Source organism: Chryseobacterium polytrichastri (assembly GCF_900142445.1).
Taxonomy (GTDB): domain Bacteria; phylum Bacteroidota; class Bacteroidia; order Flavobacteriales; family Weeksellaceae; genus Chryseobacterium; species Chryseobacterium polytrichastri.
In genome coordinates this window covers 1-16,985 of record NZ_FRAV01000054.1, presented here as the reverse complement: position 1 = coordinate 16,985, position 16,985 = coordinate 1, and the positions used below count along the sequence as shown (strand labels likewise).

Genomic DNA, 16,985 nt, shown 5'->3' with positions numbered 1-16,985 from the left:
AATGAAAAGATTACTATTGTTTGCGATGATGTGTGCGAGCATATCATTTGTTTTTGCTCAAAGGAAGTTTGATAAAGTTTCAAAAGTCACTTCATCTGAGATCAGATGGTGGGGATATAAAGTTGTAAAGACTGAAGCTTCATCACATTCCGGAACGGTAAAACTAAAAAGTGGAAAATTCAACTTTGATAAAACGGTCTTGGTAGACGGAGAGTTTGTGATAGATATGAAAAGTTTAATGGCGGGTGATGTTTCTGATGAGGATATGATCAAGCTTACGAACGACCTTAAAAGCACGAATTTTTTCGAAGTTAAAAAATTCCCGATCGCAATATTTCATTTAACTAAAATTATTCCTTTAGCAAACAGTCAGTACAATTCAACAGTGTATGGTGATGTAACGATAAAGGGGGTTAGAAAGACCATTACTTTCCCTGCGAACGTTTATGTTACTCAGTTCACCGTAGTAGTAGAGTCTGCTAAGTTCTCATTGAACAGAAAAGATTTCAAAGTATTCTACCAGTCTTCATTGAAAGATTATTTCATTAAAGACGAAATGGATATCCAGTTCAAAGTTTCTACAGAGAAATTGGATAATGACAACAGAGTTCCTGTAAAAAAGAAGTAGGATATTCTACTTTTATAAATAAACGAATGAGTGATTTTTTAATCACTCATTTTTTTTATTTTAGCATCATGAAAGTTTATGTTGTAAGTGGTCTTGGTGCAGATTTTAAAGTACTGGAAAGGCTTCAGTTTCCGGAGCATTGTGAGATTGTTTTTATCGACTGGTTGATTCCGGAGAAAAACGAACCTCTTTCTGCTTATGTAGAACGTATGGCTGAGAAAATAGATACTTCAGAGCCTTTTTGCCTTTTGGGATACTCATTTGGAGGAATCATCGTTCAGGAAATCAATAAAATAAAACCGGCTGAAAAAGTAGTAATTCTGGGCAGTATAAAATCCGACAAAGAAAAGTCTAAATTTATAAAGACAGGAGAGGTGACAAAAATTCCAAGGGTACTTCCTTTAGGGCTTTTTAATAATAGAGCTGCCAATGTATATTCTGTAGTTAGAAAGTTATTTGATCCTAAAAATCCTAAAATCCTGCAATATTTTAAAGTGAGAGATCCTTATTATTTAAAATGGTCTGTAGAAAAAGTAGCCGAATGGAAATTTGAAGAAAACCCAAACGTTATTCAGATTTTGGGAGATCGGGATCTTGTCTTCCCAATTAAAAATTCAAAACCTAATTATATTATTAAAGGAGGAACTCATTTATTTCCCGCTACAAAATATAAAGAAGTTTCTAAGGTGCTAAATGAAATCTTTTAAATTGAAAAAACAGTTTAATTATATTTTGTTGTGTTTTTTTTCAGGGGTTAATTGTTTTAAAGTATATTTTCATGAAATTTATTCTTATTTTTGATGGGGTTAAATTTGAATTTCATGAAAATAGGATTAAAATGGATTGTTTCATTTGCTCTGATTGCTCTTGTTGCAATAGGCGGATTATTTTGGAGTCCGATCGTTGATTTTCCAAATAATGGAGAGTTTTTAAGTGAAGATAAAATCGTTGGAGCAGATGTTGCCTGGGTATTATCTGCGGCAGGTCTGGTGTTGTTAATGACGCCCGGGTTGTCTTTTTTCTACGGTGGAATGGTCGGTAAGAAAAATGTTATTTCCACCATGCTACAAAGTTTTATTGCACTTGGTGTGATATCTATTCTTTGGGTGGTGGTTGGTTTTTCTTTGTCGTTTGGAGATTCTTTAGGTTTTGAAATTAATGGGGTTCATTATGGCATCATCGGAAATCCGTTAAGCTATCCCTTTTTTACCCGTGTAGGTGTTCTGCCTCATAAAATGATGGCTTCTACCATCCCTTTTATACTCTTCGCTTTGTTTCAAATGAAATTTGCGGTGATTACTCCCGCTTTAATCACAGGATCTTTTGCCGAAAGAGTACGGTTTATTTCCTATTTACTATTCATGGTGCTTTTCAGTATTTGCATTTACGCACCACTTTGTCATATGGTGTGGCATCCGGAAGGGCTTTTAAATAAATATTTTGGAGTTAAAGATTTCGCTGGTGGAACTGTTGTTCACATGAGCGCAGGATTTGCAGCATTGGCCGGAGCATTAGTGTTAGGAAATAGAAAAAAGCCACATCATGAGCCTTCCAATATTCCTTTTGTTCTTTTAGGAACCGGAATGCTTTGGTTTGGATGGTTTGGATTTAATGCGGGTTCTGCTTTGAGTGCCAATGCTACAGCAGCTACCGCTTTTGGAACTACAACAATTGCTTCAGCATCTGCTATGATGACTTGGATTTTTTTCGATAGAATTAACGGACGAAGTGTTTCTGCTTTGGGAGCTTGTATTGGTGCCGTTGTAGGGCTTGTAGCTATTACTCCGGGGTGTGGATTCGTTTCAATCTCTGAAAGTCTTTTCATAGGTTTTATTTCAGCCATTGTTTCTAATATGATGCTGAATTGGAAAGCATTGAAAAAGATTGATGATACCTTAGATGTTTTCGCCTGCCATGGAGTAGGTGGGATTATGGGAATGATTCTTACTGCCATCTTTGCCCATGGTGAAAATGCAAGTCTTCTGCATGGTGGAATTGGTGTGTTTACTCATCATATGATGGCTTTAGCGCTTGTTTCTGTATTTGCATTTTTTGGATCTCTATTGTTATATAAAATCACCGATAAAATTATTACCCTCAGGGTTTCGGAAGAGTCTGAAGAAATGGGTCTTGATCTGTCTCAGCATGAGGAAAGCCTTAAATGGTAAGCTTAAATTTTTAAATAATTACGAATCCACAGAGAAGACCGAGCTTCATAAGGATTTATCATGTATCTTTGTTTTTGAGGTAATATGATGAATTATTTATGGAATCAATATCAGTTTTTGAGATTATTAAAGTAGGAATAGGTCCGTCCAGTTCGCATACAATGGGCCCATGGAATGCAGCCTCTGCATTTATCAGAATTATAAAAAGAGAAAGATCAATTGCTGAGGTTAAAGAAGTTTTTCTGGAATTTTTCGGTTCACTAGCTAAAACGGGGATTGGTCATGGTACTGATATTGCCGGAATGCTTGGTTTGAATGGTGAAGATTTCAAAACCATCAATACATCAAAAATTGATGAGATGGTGGAAACAATAAAAAGAGAGCAAATCCTAAATCTGGGAGGTGAAAAGAAAATTCCGTTTATCTACGGACATCACCTTGTCCTTAATATGAAAGAGTCTTTGGATTTTCACCCCAACGGAATGATCTTCAAAGCTATTTTTGAGGATGGAACAGAGCTTGTTCAGGATTTTTATTCTGTAGGAGGAGGTTTTATTGCAAGTCAGGAAAAAAATTCAATAGAAAAGCAATGTGTACGTACATTATATCCTTGTCATCATGGAAAGGATATTGTAAAATATTGTGAGAAGTTAGGGTTTAAAAAGGTTTCAGATTTAATTTTAATTAATGAAGAAAGCTGGAGAACACAAGAGGAAACAAGAGCCGAAGCTCTCTATATTTGGCAACAAATTAAAGAATGCATCTATAAAGGCGTCAATAAAGAAGGAATTCTTCCTGGAGGATTAAATGTTTCCAGAAGAGCTGCCGGAATCAACAGAAAATTATTAGGAGAAGATAAGATCTATAAAAATAAGGATGAATGGTTTCAGATGGTAGTAGATGCCGAAGAAAACTTCACCAATATCAATAAATGGATCGCATGTTTTGCACTGGCTGTGAACGAAGAAAATGCAGCTTTCGGTAGAATTATTACGGCTCCTACTAACGGAGCGAGCGGGGTAATTCCGGCTGTATTAATGTATTCTCAGGCTTTTACGCCTTTCACAAGTGAAGACGATATCGCAAGATTTTTACTGGTTGCAGGAGAAATAGGAACGTTATTCAAAAAGAATGCAACAATCTCTGCAGCAATGGGAGGTTGCCAGGCTGAGGTCGGAGTTTCTTCGGCAATGGCTGCGGCGGGATTAACGGAGATTTTAGGAGGAAGCATTGGGCAGGTTTTAATGGCTGCGGAAATTGCGATGGAGCATCATCTTGGCTTAACCTGTGACCCGATAAAAGGATTGGTTCAGATTCCTTGTATTGAAAGAAATACCATGGGTGCGATGAAGGCTATCACAGCAGCAAATATTGCTCTTGAAAGTGATCCTGCAAAAGCAAGAGTAACTTTAGATGAGGTGATTCAAACGATGTGGGAAACGGCTTTATCAATGAACGACAGGTTTAAAGAAACATCTGAAGGTGGATTGGCAATTGCGGTGAACGTTCCGGAATGCTAATTTTCAACTTGAATATCAGATATAGTAATAGATGAAAAAATCCTTAGATCGCGTGATCTAAGGATTTTTTTTTCATTTATTTTGGTAAATAGTTCTCTATTTTTCAAGTATTCCTCTTATTTTATTAGCATTGGATATCAATTCTCCCAAATATTCATAATTTTCTTTTTCTAAAGCGGATTTGAATTTTCTTAACTGACTGATATGTTCATTTAAAACATCCAACACATTTTCTTTGTTTTGCTTGAAGATCGGAACCCACATTTCAGGATGAGATTTCGCTAAACGAACGGTACTCGAAAACCCAGAACTCGCCAATTGAAAAATAGTATCTTCTTCGCGTTCCTTTTCCAAAACAGTATTGGCTAATGCATAAGAAGTGATATGTGAAATATGAGAAATATAAGCCGTGTGAACATCATGAGCCTCTGCATCCATATAGATTAAATGCATATCAAGACTTTTAACAATTTTTTCCACTAAGTGCAAAGCGTCTTCAGCAGATTCTTCTTTATTACAAATTACACCTGCTTTTCCTGAAAAACTTTCAGAGATAGCTGATTTTGGACCGCTATTTTCCGTACCCCACATCGGGTGGAAAGCAACAAATCTTGAACGCTTCGGATGATCTTTTACAGACGAAACGATACCGGCTTTAGTAGAACCTGCGTCCATTACAGTTTGTTTATCAGAGATCAAATCTAAAACACTAGGTAGTATTTTTCTGGCAGCATCTACAGGAATTGCGATAATAATGAGGTCTGAATTTTTTATTCCGTATTCAAGATCTACCTTGGCATCAATGATCTTTAAATCTAATGCTTCGTTAAGGTGTTCGTTACTGTTATCTATTCCGTAAATAAAATCTGCAATTCCTTTCTGTCTTAATTTCAATGCGATAGATCCTCCAATGAGACCTACACCGATGATGCTTATTTTCATCTTGTTAAATTTTTTAAAATAAAAAACCCCGTCCAAGGACGAGGTTTATGTTATGTTTATAAGAATCCCTATCCCAAATTTGAGTTTAAAATTCTATAATAATATGTTCTGTTGTTTGTTATCACAAAGCGAAGGTATAAAATATTTTTTACAATGTAAATATGATTCTTAAATTTTATAATGAATATTTTTTAATCCCAATTAAAAAGGTAAAATCCATTTGATCATTGAATAATTCATGCTCTTATTATATTCGATATGTATCTGGTATTTTGCTTTCAAATTATATAAATTGATTAAGCAAATATCATTGATTATTTATTGAAAATTCATCAAAATATTTAAAATAAAAATCCCTGGGGTTAACCAGGGATAAAAACTAATAACCATGAAAACTCAAATTAAACATGAGTTATTTGTCTATATTAAATAATCGTGCCAAAGATTATTTTCAAAATATGATATATTTACATGTTTAAAAAAATAATAAGAAATATATTATTGAAAATATGCTGTTGAACGTTACAAAATACATGAAAAAATGAGCATTGTAAAAATTGAATATCGTGAGCTTTTACCTTATGAAAGCAATGCTTATAGAATGATAAGGTTAGAAAGTTTGAAACAATTTCCCGAATCTTTCGGAGCAGATTATGAAGAGTCTTTAAAAATTGAAAAATTTACATTAGAAGAGATTATTGAAAATCCGGTGCAGGAAAAATTAATATTTGGAGCCTTTGATAGAAGTGAATTAATTGGAATTTGTGTTTTTGTAAAAGAAGGGATCTCAACAGGCAGCATTTATCAAATGTATGTTAAGAAAAACTATCAGGGAAAGAAGATTGGGTTCAAATTAATTCAGTCTGTTATTCAGGAAGCAGAGAATAGATTTAATGATATTGATATCACTTTAGAGGTTACCGCGAATAATGTTTCTGCTTATCATTTATATAAAAAATTAGGCTTTGAAGAAATTAATGTTGATTCAGAAAAGAGTAGAGGAAATAAAGTCATGAAGTATAAGAGGAATTAAGTTAAAAAAAAAGCCTGGATTATAAAATCCAAGCCCTAACTTTTTAACTTACACACTTCATGGGATAGTGTCAAATAAGAATTAAGTTTAATTATATCATTCAAATCGTTATGCGGAGTGACAAAAAAGAAAAAGGCTTTGAGCCAATTCATAAACGATGGATTATAGAGCGTACTTTTTCTTGGTTTGATAACGACAGAAGATTATGCAGAAACTATGAACTTCTAATGGAATCCTCTGAAAACATGGTCAAATTATCTGCTATAAAATTATTACTCAATAAAATTTAAACAGGCTCTTAGACGAAAATACGATAGGAGGAGAGGTCTCTAAATCTTCATTATTTATTTTTCTAATAATAGCTTTTTCAATATCATGAAAAACAAAAGTAATAAGTTCATATCTATTTCTGTCGCTTGCCTCAATAATAGAATTTGACACGTTAAAATTTTCACAGTTTATTAAATAATTAGGTAGGTCCGAATTTTCTTGTTGGCAATTAATTTTAGTTAATGAAACCAGATTATCTACAGCTATTATTTTTTGCTGGTTTTGTACATTAGAATTTTTTTTGTCTTCTTTTTTTTGTCCATTACATGATAATAAAAGGAAAGAAATTATAATTGTTATTCATCTCATATTTTAAAGTATAAACTAATCATGTGACTGGTCATAAACTCTTAATTTTTGATTTGGCAATTTAATTTCTTTTATCATTTCGTGTTCTATATCATAATACCAAGCCTTGTAAATAGTTTTATATATTTTTCCTTGATATTTTTTTGTGTTTTTTACGATAGCAGGTAAACTAGATTTCCGATTTTAGAATCAGTTTGATGGTTTGTCCGAATGTAGGTCTTCTGGAAGAAAATCTTATTTAATCTTTACATTTCGTTAAAATAACAGGCTTATTATCAGATGTAATATCACTTTCAATAAAGTCTCTTTTATTAGTTTTGTCATTGTAGAACCCTATCCATGAAAACTCGATATGATTATCATCTATTATTTTTATTTTTGCGATTTCTTTTTTATTTAAATAATTATCCCAATCTAAAGAAAGTCCTATACTTCCCATATCTTCAGGTTTTTTATCTAATCTATATAATAACTCAGAATTAGTACTTTCTTTTAACTTTATCATACTTATCGTTAGTTGGTTATAAACGACATAAAAAAAAGATTTATTTTCTTGAATAATAAGATTTGGAACATTCTCACAATCAGTTGACCATGAGCCTATTGGTGAATTACCTATAGTAGCCTGCTTCTTTTTTATTTCATTGGTTTTGTCACTAAATATATTTTTACCTTTAAGCTGACCATCTAATAAGTTTTCGATAATTAATTTATTTTTTTCAATATTAATTTTGAAATCTTTTTTGTAAGGTTTTTCATTCTCAATATTGGGTTGGTCAATCGTAAAATTACCAAGATAAAAGAGTTGTTTATTATACAAATGATAAGCATAAAAGACAGAACTATAATAGTCCATTCCTTCTATTAAAATTACTTTTTCATCATTATATTTGTAGTACCAAATATTAATATCAGGACTATCCAATGTTAACTTTGTAAGGTATTCCTCATTATTTATTAATAAATTGGTAGTACCTTCATTTGGTATTAATTCAAGCTTGAGATCTGCAAATTTAAAAGTAGTCCCATCTTTCTTTTCTTCTACTTTTTGAAATTGAAAATATGAATTACCTGTATTCGTATGCTGTTCTACAGCATTATTCTTTTTTTCCTCTTTTTGCCCTTTGCAACCATAGAAAGATAATATTATAAATAATAAAATAGATTTACTGCTAAAGAAATTTCTTATTTCCATTTTATTCGCTACATTTTTTCAGTACAATATCTTTTTCATTACTATCTTGATTAAATTGACATTCAGTCATTTCTCTTTTATTAGTTTTCTTATTGTAGAATCCATACCAATAAAAATTAATGGTATTATCATCAATGATTTTTATGTACGCGATAGGTTTATCATTTACATATTCCTTCCAGTCGAGTTTAATTCCATAAGTTCCCAAATCATCAGGGATTTCTTTTAATTTATATGCAATTCCTTTTTCAAAATCATATCTTTTTGTTTCAACCATTTCAATATAAATCTGATTAAAAAGGACCACTAGAAAAGCATTTTTACCTTTAATGCTTATATTAGCAACTTCTTCTTCACAATTTAGTTTCCATGTTCCATTTGCTGAATATGATAATTTATCATTTGTACTAATTTTTTTGGTTTCATTAAAATCTTCTGAGGTGATACAATCCTTATTAGTTCCCTTAACGTGTTTTATATTATTAAGATTAGATTTTCTGACATAATATTTAGAATTATTACCTTCCAAATCGCTTGTTTTCTTTATTATTCCACGTTTTCTATCGATCCAAGTGATATTATATTCTTCTTTTTTGTTAATATAAAGAGAGACTGAATTTTCTTTTCTTACAATACGATCAATTTTAAATTTACTATCTTCCATTATCCCATGATCATAGATAGAATCATTTACTATTTTAAACCATTCACCTTCATAACCGCAATCTACTATTGAGTAATTATTCCCTTGCTTTTTAATTTCATACCATGTTGTGTTCAAGTCTACATTATCATCTTGACCTTTACATGAGGTAATTATAAAAAGCATTAAAATTAATTGTAAATATTTCATTGTTCAATAAATTATTAGTTATCAGAACAACGAATAATACTTGCTACAGTATTGTTTTTATTAAATGGATTTTCAGTCTGTATATATTTTTTTGTCTTTTTGTAGTAAAATCCAAACCATGTCAAATTTATTTTTGAATCATTAATAATTTCAAAATACCCAACAGGTTTTTCATTATCCATATTTTCCCAATTTTGCATTTCGTCTGGAAGAGGAATAATAGGTGGAAAGTCTGTGAAATAAAGCTCGTATTTGTTGTTATCTATTTTTTTAAGTTGTGCGTTCATTGAAAATCGATTCGGAATGCCAAATTGTGCGTTCTTTATAGTTGATGAAATAGAGATCGTTTTATCGGAATTACAATCATCAGCCCAAAGACCATCAAGTTTATTTAATGGAATAGATGTGTTGTTGGATGTATTAGATTCCTTAATACCTATCATTGCATTTAGTTCTGTTAATTTGGTGATGTTTTTTTCATCGGCACCGTCACTTATAGTTTTTTCCTTAAGAAAATTCCAAGTTTTTTGCTTTTCGTTATATAGATAGTAAGTCTTTGTATAAGGATAAATATAATTGAGTGTCTTTTTTTCTAAATATTTTGCAGGAATATATTCAGCAATAATTGCATAGTTATTTAAATTTGGTTCTAATTTATTTTTAATAATTTCATTTAAAGCGTTGAAGTATCTTTCATCTGGATCATCACCTGAATCTAGTCCGTTATTAAAATCAAATTGCTCCCAATCTTTTTGTTTTTGAAAATCTTTATCAATAAAATTAACAACTAAATCTCCAAATTTATTATCAATATGATTATAAATAGGATAATCTGAGCTAGGACTTAATTGATATCCATGAAAATATTTTTTATCTAAAAAATTGATCTCTGCAATTCTCCGTTGATTTTTATCAAAGGTTTTTAAACTACTTTTATTCTTTTCATTTTGTCCATTACAAGATAGAATGAAAAGAAATAATAAAATATAAATCCATTTTAAATATAGCTGTATGTTCATAGTTGATTTTCATTTGTGTTATTTTAGATGTACTAATTTGCTTTCACTCTGCTTTTATGAACATATCCTTGCTTTCCTTCATTTGTTTTCACCAACCACCAATCTCCTTGATTTTCTAGTACATCAATCGATTCTCCTGACTTTATTTGTTGAAGGATTTCTGAGGAAGTGTTTTTGTCTTTTCTGAGATTGGTATAGCCGTCTGGATCTTGAATTTTATAATCTTTTTGCCCGTTAGGATTAAAAACTTTATATGCCTCAGTTGCACTTTTAATTAATGAGTAGTTAAAGAAAGAAGCTTTTTCAAATCTACTAAGCAGATTATTATCTGTTTCGTAACAATACGATAACAATCCAAATCCTTCATTAGTATTCCAATCTTCATTTTTTTCAGATTCTTTTAGCTTGATATTGATTAAAAAAGCTAAACAATCATCAATTGTTTTTTGATTCACTGAACTTTTGTTTTTTGTAATAAAAGTAATTAAGTTTGAAATCAACTCAGAATTTGATTTTTGTAATTCTAATAATAAATCTTTTCGTATTATTTCTTCTTTTTTTCTATCATTATAAAAAAGCAAACACCAATTAAAATATTTAGGTTGATCATCCAAAGACTTAATATTTTTTAATGCTGCATTCATGAGAAATTTATTTTTTTCATAATCAAATAAAACTACTAAATCTGTAGCTAAATCTTTGTCTTGGTGGGTTACAAGAGCAATAGATGTAGGATCATCCAAAAATAAAATTTTATTTAAATTTGTAATACTTTCGATATAAGGATTTTTTTCTTTATCAATAATTATTTTTTGTTTTACTGAATCTAAATCTGGTAATATATCTTGTCCAATTTTAATATATCTTCCTTGCTTTGATACCTGATAATCTATATCTTCCCCATTTAATGATATTTCATCATATCCTTCATTTGATAAGCTGTTGGTATCAATTCCTAAATAATTAGAAATTTTATTATTAAAAACTTTATCAGATTTTAATTCATGTTGATTATTATCCAGAGCATTTTTTAATATAGATATTTCAGTTTCTTCCATTTGCTCTACCTTTTTATTATTTTGTCCACTACAAGATGTTGTAATTATCATAATGACAACGTAAATCCATTTTAAATATAATTGTAGGTTCATGGTTGATTTTCATTTGTGTTATTTTAGATCTACTAATTTGCTTTCACTCTACTTTTATGAACATATCCTTGCTTTCCTTCTTTTGTTTTCACCAACCACCAATCTCCTTGATTTTCTAGTACATCAATTGATTCTCCTGATTTTATTTGTTGTAAGATTTCTGAGGAGGCATTTTTATGAACATATCCAAGCGGGAGATGTAAAGAAAAGTGACTTTAAAGATTTACTCTTTTTCATAATAGAAACCTTAAACTATGATTATTTAAGTTTTTTTAAAGGCATACTATCACTACCTGGGTTTATAAAATATATAGGGTTTCCAGAAATTAAATATTTGCTATCAGATTTCTCTATGTAAATTATTCCCATATCTTCTAAAGAAGGGTCAAAGTTTATTTTAATTTTTTCGTCACTAACTTCTTCTGCTTTTACTTTTGAATATTTATTTTTGGTACCCCCCTTCATTTATATTTATTAAAATATCATTTAAAGAATTTATATTTATATCATAAACTGTTTTTGCATTGTCTCTATTTGTCGCTTCAAAATGATAAATTCCTTTCCAATCTGGATTTAAATTAATATTTTTTAAAATTGTTTGATTAGAAATACTATCTTTTTCTTTTTTACACGATAATAAGCTTAGGAAAGCTAACAGGATAATTAAGTTTTTCATAATCTTTATTTTTAATCCTCTTACTTTATTAAGTCAATTATTTTATTGTTTATCATTTTATTATAATCTCCTTCAAAAAGTCCATTTTTATATTTTTTATAATATTCCATTTTTAATGTAGAGAATTCATAGTATACTTTATCTCCTTTTTTATAATGTTTTCCATCAAAATAATCGGGATAATTTTTATAATCATTATCATTTTCAATGACATATTTTATTGGTATTTCAACGATAATATTATTATCTGCTTCATAAATATTTAGTATGTCTGAATAATTAAGGTCAGATTCTTCATGTTCTGGTTTCCAGTACATTACTCTTTGACCTAAAGGATATAAAACTTTATTTTTATAGAAGTATAATTTCCATCCAAAATGACTATCTCCATTTATGGGGAAGAAAATAATATAATTTTTATCTGTCTTAGACGAAAATACGATAGGAGGAGAGGTCTCTAAATCTTCATTATTTATTTTTCTAATAATAGCTTTTTCAATATCATGAAAAACAAAAGTAATAAGTTCATATCTATTTCTGTCGCTTGCCTCAATAATAGAATTTGACACGTTAAAATTTTTACAGTTTATTAAATAATTAGGTAGGTCTGAATTTTCTTGTTGGCAATTAATTTTAGTTAATGAAACCAGATTATCTACAGCTATTATTTTTTGCTGGTTTTGTACATTAGAATTTTTTTTGTCTCCTTCAATAATTTTCTCTTCTTTCTTTTGTCCATTACATGACAATAAAAAGAAAGAAATTATAATTGTTATTATTCTTCTCATATTTTAAAGTATCAACTAATCATGTGACTGGTCATAAACTCTTAATTTTTGATTTGGCAATTTGATTTCTTTTATCATTTCGTGTTCTATATCATAATACCAAGCCTTGTAAATAGTTTTATATATTTTTCCTTGATATTTTTTTGTATTTTTTACGATAGCAGGTAAACTTTGATACACTAGATTTCCGATTTTAATTTCTCCTGTATCAGTAAAATAGTGATCAGCTTTTAGATTTTTCTTTAATATTTTAATGCTATCAAGCATTTTGTATTTTGGTTTTCCGTTAGTGTTGATGTTCTTTTTAAAATAAATAGAATAATACTCTTTACTTCGAAATAATTCATATTCATACATGATATCTTTACTGTCTATTCCTTTTATTTGAATACTTCCTCCTGAAAATAATTCTTTTGTTTGACCATTGTTTATTCTTTTTATTTTTTGTGCAAAAGATAAAGTTGTTAGTAATGTGACTATCAATAAAATGATTTTTTTGAGTTCCATAATATTATTTTTGAGTTTCTTTATTGGGATTTTTATTAACATCTCTTTTTAATTCCGAGATTGTTGATAATGGATCAACAGTATTTCCTGCATGTGTATTTTTTGTTTTTACTTCAAAATGTAAGTGTGTTTGTTTGGATGAAAGACTGCTAGCATTTCCTGTTTTTCCTGTATAACCAATTATATCGCCAGCACTAACATCCGCTTCTTTTTCTAATGGACTTTTTTCTTTCATATGTGCATGGAAAAAATAATATGTTTTTCCATTATATTTTCCTCTTAAAATTAAAACGTTTCCATAGCTTACTGATATGTAATTATCTGCAACTTTCCCGTCTACGCAAGCATAGATTGCAGTTCCTACGGGTGCATATAAATCTAATCCATCATGTTTTCCTTTGGTTCTTCCCACAATATTCTTTCCATATATACTTCTTTCGGGTGCCCATATAGAATACCAACCTCTCAATTCCATTAAGTCTAATGGATGACGCCATTTATTATTATGTCGAGTAGGCTTATTTTTAGATATTTCAATTTTTCCACAGTTAAAATGAGATTCTTTATTTTGTAAACCTTCTGTATATTTTATTCTATAACGTCCTAAGATTTCTGCTCTTTGTATCACTCCATCATTTCCATTTTTTTTACCTCTATTTTCAATGTCTACACTTTTATTTGCTTCATAATTTTTATTTTCCTCTATTTCCATTTTTGTTTTAGGTACTAAATGTTTGGTATATAAAGAGTATTCATCATCTTTACCAATTCCTTTTGGTGCAAAAACAGCCAAATAAATATCTTCTGGAGATTTTATTTTTTCTTTTTGTGGTTCAAAATACTTTTTTACTTTATCTAATTGATTAACCTCACCCATTTGAGCGTATTGGAGTTTAAGATTATTTAATTCATCAAATTTTTCTTCAACACTTAATCTAGCATTACTAGAATATTCTTTAAGACTATTTTGTAGGGCATCTTGTGTAAATTGTATTAATCCAACAGCTCTAGATGATTTTCTATTTCCTTTCTTCCAAAAATCTTTTATCGTCATTTCTTGTGGAGATTTTAATGAATTCACGCCTTCTAATTGATGAGCTTTAAAGCTACCGTTAGTTTCAACACTCATCACTGCCATTAATCCATTCGCCATATCCATTTTTCTACTTTCTCCCCAAAGTTCAGCACATATTTGCACGACTTTCTTCCTAAACTCACAACTTACTTTTGCGCCCCAAATTAAATCTTTATACTGTTCTTGGCAAATACAAGTAGAACTAGCTTTCCCCACCTCACTTTTCTCCATCTTCCACGGACTTCTTCCGTTATCCAGAACTTTAGGTTTTTCTTCTATGTCTACATTGATAATTGGAGATTTGGTAGAGATATAAAGAAGCGTCACTTCAGCGTATATTTCCTGCCAGTTTCCGGTCCAGTATTCGCCATAGTTGGGATTTTTGGGATCAATACCTATTTCTCCTATCGTTTGCATTTCATGGGTCAGGGGAATGAAGACTTCCTGTCGGTCTGCTTAAAAGTATGAGTATTGTTGTAGAGAAGATCATCGCCTCCACAGCTGTCGTGTTCCCAGAGTTTTTTAATAGTTTTCGGGTTTTATCAACAAGGGTGAACTTTTAATAATAATTATTTATTAATTTTTTTTTGCTCTGTAAACGTTTCCCAAATTCCATCAGATTTTAATTTGAAAGTGCTAATGTTTAAGCTGCAACATCCAACGGAATTACTAATTTTTATAGTTTTTTCTTCTATGCTTAATTCCTTTGCTAGTAATCCATGTTGGAGAGGAAAAGAGTCTGCAAGATTGAATTTTTCATTTTTATCTTGAAAATAATATTCATACAGCTTTCCTGCACTACTTCCAGAATCCCATACAAATGCAAAGTCCTCGAGTCCGTCAAAATTATAATCTTTAACTATAAAATTATCACAAGGTAAATTACTATATGTACTCCAAGAATTTGGCTCAAAATGTATTTCTTGAGGTTTAGAGTCTTTATTTTTATTAATAATAATTATCCAAGCTGTAATAGGATATTTTTTATTTTTTTCATCCGAATAATCAGATGCCTCTATTTTAAAATTAAATTTTGTTGAAAGGTCATTCAATTTACAAGACATCTCGTTACTTTCGCACTTCTTATTCTCTACAGCTTTTATTTGTTTTTCATTAATAAATAAATTAGCGTCATAATTATTTAATTTCCAAGATGCAATTCCTTTTACCTTATCAACCCAACTGAAAATATAATGATTGGATTCTTCTTTGTCAAAATAGAGATAAATTCTTTCTCCTATTTTTTTAGTGTGATGAATATGGAATTTTGAATCTTCCATTGGAGTATGATTAGAAATATTATTCTTATTTACAGTTAAAAAGTTATCATCATCCGTACATAGATAATACTTTTTATCATTCTTACGAATAGATTGCCATTTACCCAGAAATGGAGTTTCATGGCTTTCTACAAGCTTTACCTTTTCATTATTCTCTTTTGATTGACAAGAATTTATAGTAGTAATTGATAATATTGAATACACTACTGTTTTTAATTTATATCTCATTTTAATTAATTCTTTCTAATTTGGGTTACTGTATAAAAATTTCCATTATATATAGTTTTACCTTTAAGCGAATAGTCAGAAACATCTAGATATAATCTGTTCATATTATTAGCTCCTTTATCTTTAAAACCTGTTCCTACATCATAAAATAAATAATATGGTTTATTATTTTCACAACCTCTCCCAATAATCACTACAAAATGATCTGTAGAATGGTCGACATTATTATTTATTTTATAACCTAAGCCATGATCAACACCAGCTTGGATTGGGTGTCCTTTTTCAAGTTCTTTATCTAAATATTCTATTGCTTTTTGTGAAACAATTTTATTTATAATAAGTTTTGTATGATCTGAGTTTTCAATAGCAGTTTGAAATAAATTTGATAATGAAGTTGCCTTAAGTCCACTGTTAATTAAAATATCATCACAAGTTTTCTTACATGCAGTATTTTGTTTATTCCTATCTCCCCATTTCGCGTCAAATTGAGTTTGCCATTTTATTTTTCCTCTAAGGTCAATATCAGTTTTACCACAATTATTTTTTACAGAATCTTTTGTTGGTTTAGCGTCTTCACAACAGTTATATCCAAATTCTTTTAAAAAACCTTTCTTTAATTTTATAATATTACTTGTTCCTTTTAATTCTTCCTTTAGGCATTTTTCATATTCAGCTAAAGCTTCATCCATTATTTGAATCGGCTGTCCATATCTTCCAGGAGGAAGACTAGCCCATTCATAGCTCCCATATGTTTCAGTTGCTTCTTGTATTTTATTATCAATTATTAAGTTTAGAAAGTTTTGACTTCTTTTGTACTTTAAGATAATGATACATAATTTATCTTGAGATTCAGCAGAAAAATCTTTTATTCCATATTTTTTTATGTAATCATGATCTTTTTCATAAATTCCTGTCTTTTTATTATCATCTGTTATCTTTTCCCCATTTAGCCACCACCATGTATATTGCATTATTTGATAAGCTCCAGCAGCTGATGATGAATATTTACCTGCTGTAATAACATTTTCAGGATGTTTTGACATGTCAGAAAAATGTTTTCCACTATATTGCTTTGTGTATCCTTTATCTGTATTTGTACCTTCTCCTTTTCTTAGCATTCGCATGTATGCTCTCACTCTAGCCTCACATTCACAAACTTTATTTTTTTCCTCTTTCCCCACCTCACTCTTCTCCATCTTCCACGGACTTCTTCCGTTATCCAGAACTTTTGGTTTTTCCTCTATATCTACATTGATAATTGGAGATTTGGTAGAGATATAAAG

The 16,985-nt window shown here is 30.0% G+C and carries 18 protein-coding genes and 1 pseudogene; 6 read left to right on the top strand and 13 right to left on the bottom strand.

Annotated features, from left to right (window positions below; genetic code table 11):
- Position 1: 1 nt before the first annotated feature.
- The 4 genes from BUB80_RS21655 to BUB80_RS21640 all read left to right on the top strand — a co-directional run bounded on the left by BUB80_RS21655 (position 2) and on the right by BUB80_RS21640 (position 4,316).
- Positions 2–628 carry a YceI family protein gene (locus tag BUB80_RS21655; RefSeq protein ID WP_054510170.1) on the top strand — a complete coding sequence of 209 codons (627 nt, stop codon included), beginning with the start codon at positions 2–4 and terminating at the stop codon, positions 626–628.
- Positions 629–696: 68 nt separating this feature from the next.
- Positions 697–1,335, top strand: a complete 639-nt coding sequence (locus BUB80_RS21650) for an alpha/beta hydrolase (RefSeq protein WP_073297694.1) — start codon at positions 697–699, stop codon at positions 1,333–1,335.
- A 114-nt stretch (positions 1,336–1,449) separates the two neighbouring features.
- Positions 1,450–2,796, top strand: a complete 1,347-nt coding sequence (locus tag BUB80_RS21645) for an ammonium transporter (protein WP_073297708.1) — start codon at positions 1,450–1,452, stop codon at positions 2,794–2,796.
- Between the two features lie 98 nt (positions 2,797–2,894).
- Entirely contained in the window at positions 2,895–4,316 is a 1,422-nt protein-coding gene (locus BUB80_RS21640; RefSeq protein WP_073297692.1) for an L-serine ammonia-lyase, read from the top strand.
- Positions 4,317–4,412: 96 nt separating this feature from the next.
- Here the strand turns inward: BUB80_RS21640 and BUB80_RS21635 are convergent, their stop codons facing one another.
- Positions 4,413–5,258: a prephenate dehydrogenase gene (locus BUB80_RS21635; protein ID WP_073297690.1), complete on the bottom strand. Its 846-nt coding sequence runs from the start codon at positions 5,256–5,258 to the stop codon at positions 4,413–4,415.
- 541 nt (positions 5,259–5,799) lie between these two features.
- On the opposite strand from BUB80_RS21635, the gene BUB80_RS21630 reads away from it, so the two are divergent.
- Both BUB80_RS21630 and BUB80_RS21625 read left to right on the top strand, forming a co-directional pair.
- Positions 5,800–6,291 carry a GNAT family N-acetyltransferase gene (locus tag BUB80_RS21630; RefSeq protein WP_073297688.1) on the top strand — a complete coding sequence of 164 codons (492 nt, stop codon included), beginning with the start codon at positions 5,800–5,802 and terminating at the stop codon, positions 6,289–6,291.
- Between the two features lie 110 nt (positions 6,292–6,401).
- A complete protein-coding gene (locus BUB80_RS21625) occupies positions 6,402–6,581 on the top strand; it encodes a transposase (protein ID WP_262484451.1) in 180 nt (59 codons plus the stop codon).
- A gap of 587 nt (positions 6,582–7,168) precedes the next feature.
- Here the strand turns inward: BUB80_RS21625 and BUB80_RS21620 are convergent.
- The 12 genes and pseudogenes from BUB80_RS21620 to BUB80_RS21565 all read right to left on the bottom strand — a co-directional run.
- Positions 7,169–8,125: a hypothetical protein gene (locus BUB80_RS21620; RefSeq protein ID WP_073297687.1), complete on the bottom strand. Its 957-nt coding sequence runs from the start codon at positions 8,123–8,125 to the stop codon at positions 7,169–7,171.
- 1 nt (position 8,126) lies between these two features.
- On the bottom strand, positions 8,127–8,978 hold the full coding sequence (locus BUB80_RS21615) for a hypothetical protein (RefSeq protein ID WP_139262851.1): 852 nt from the start codon (positions 8,976–8,978) through the stop codon (positions 8,127–8,129).
- 14 nt (positions 8,979–8,992) lie between these two features.
- Entirely contained in the window at positions 8,993–9,997 is a 1,005-nt protein-coding gene (locus BUB80_RS21610) for a hypothetical protein (protein WP_073297683.1), read from the bottom strand.
- Between the two features lie 32 nt (positions 9,998–10,029).
- The gene (locus BUB80_RS21605) at positions 10,030–11,055 is read right to left on the bottom strand and encodes an SH3 domain-containing protein (protein ID WP_228433923.1); all 1,026 of its coding nucleotides are present in this window, start codon (positions 11,053–11,055) and stop codon (positions 10,030–10,032) included.
- 125 nt (positions 11,056–11,180) lie between these two features.
- Positions 11,181–11,309: pseudogene (locus tag BUB80_RS24090) on the bottom strand (SH3 domain-containing protein); the annotation flags it as partial.
- A 97-nt stretch (positions 11,310–11,406) separates the two neighbouring features.
- Positions 11,407–11,613, bottom strand: a complete 207-nt coding sequence (locus tag BUB80_RS21595; protein ID WP_073297679.1) for a hypothetical protein — start codon at positions 11,611–11,613, stop codon at positions 11,407–11,409.
- Positions 11,591–11,824 (bottom strand): hypothetical protein, encoded by a 234-nt coding sequence (locus BUB80_RS21590; protein WP_073297677.1) that lies wholly within the window; start codon positions 11,822–11,824, stop codon positions 11,591–11,593. Before BUB80_RS21590 ends, BUB80_RS21595 begins: the two co-directional genes overlap by 23 nt.
- 20 nt (positions 11,825–11,844) lie before the next feature.
- Positions 11,845–12,612, bottom strand: a complete 768-nt coding sequence (locus BUB80_RS21585) for a hypothetical protein (RefSeq protein ID WP_073297675.1) — start codon at positions 12,610–12,612, stop codon at positions 11,845–11,847.
- 15 nt (positions 12,613–12,627) lie between these two features.
- Positions 12,628–13,119 (bottom strand): hypothetical protein, encoded by a 492-nt coding sequence (locus BUB80_RS21580; protein WP_139262848.1) that lies wholly within the window; start codon positions 13,117–13,119, stop codon positions 12,628–12,630.
- Positions 13,120–13,123: 4 nt separating this feature from the next.
- Positions 13,124–14,611, bottom strand: coding sequence for a M23 family metallopeptidase (locus BUB80_RS21575; protein WP_073297672.1), 1,488 nt, complete (start codon positions 14,609–14,611; stop codon positions 13,124–13,126).
- Positions 14,612–14,763: 152 nt separating this feature from the next.
- Positions 14,764–15,702: an XAC2610-related protein gene (locus tag BUB80_RS21570; RefSeq protein ID WP_073297671.1), complete on the bottom strand. Its 939-nt coding sequence runs from the start codon at positions 15,700–15,702 to the stop codon at positions 14,764–14,766.
- Positions 15,703–15,707: 5 nt separating this feature from the next.
- Positions 15,708–16,985 (bottom strand): glycoside hydrolase family 24 protein (locus BUB80_RS21565; RefSeq protein ID WP_228433921.1); only part of this gene is annotated, 1,278 nt, incomplete at its 5' end.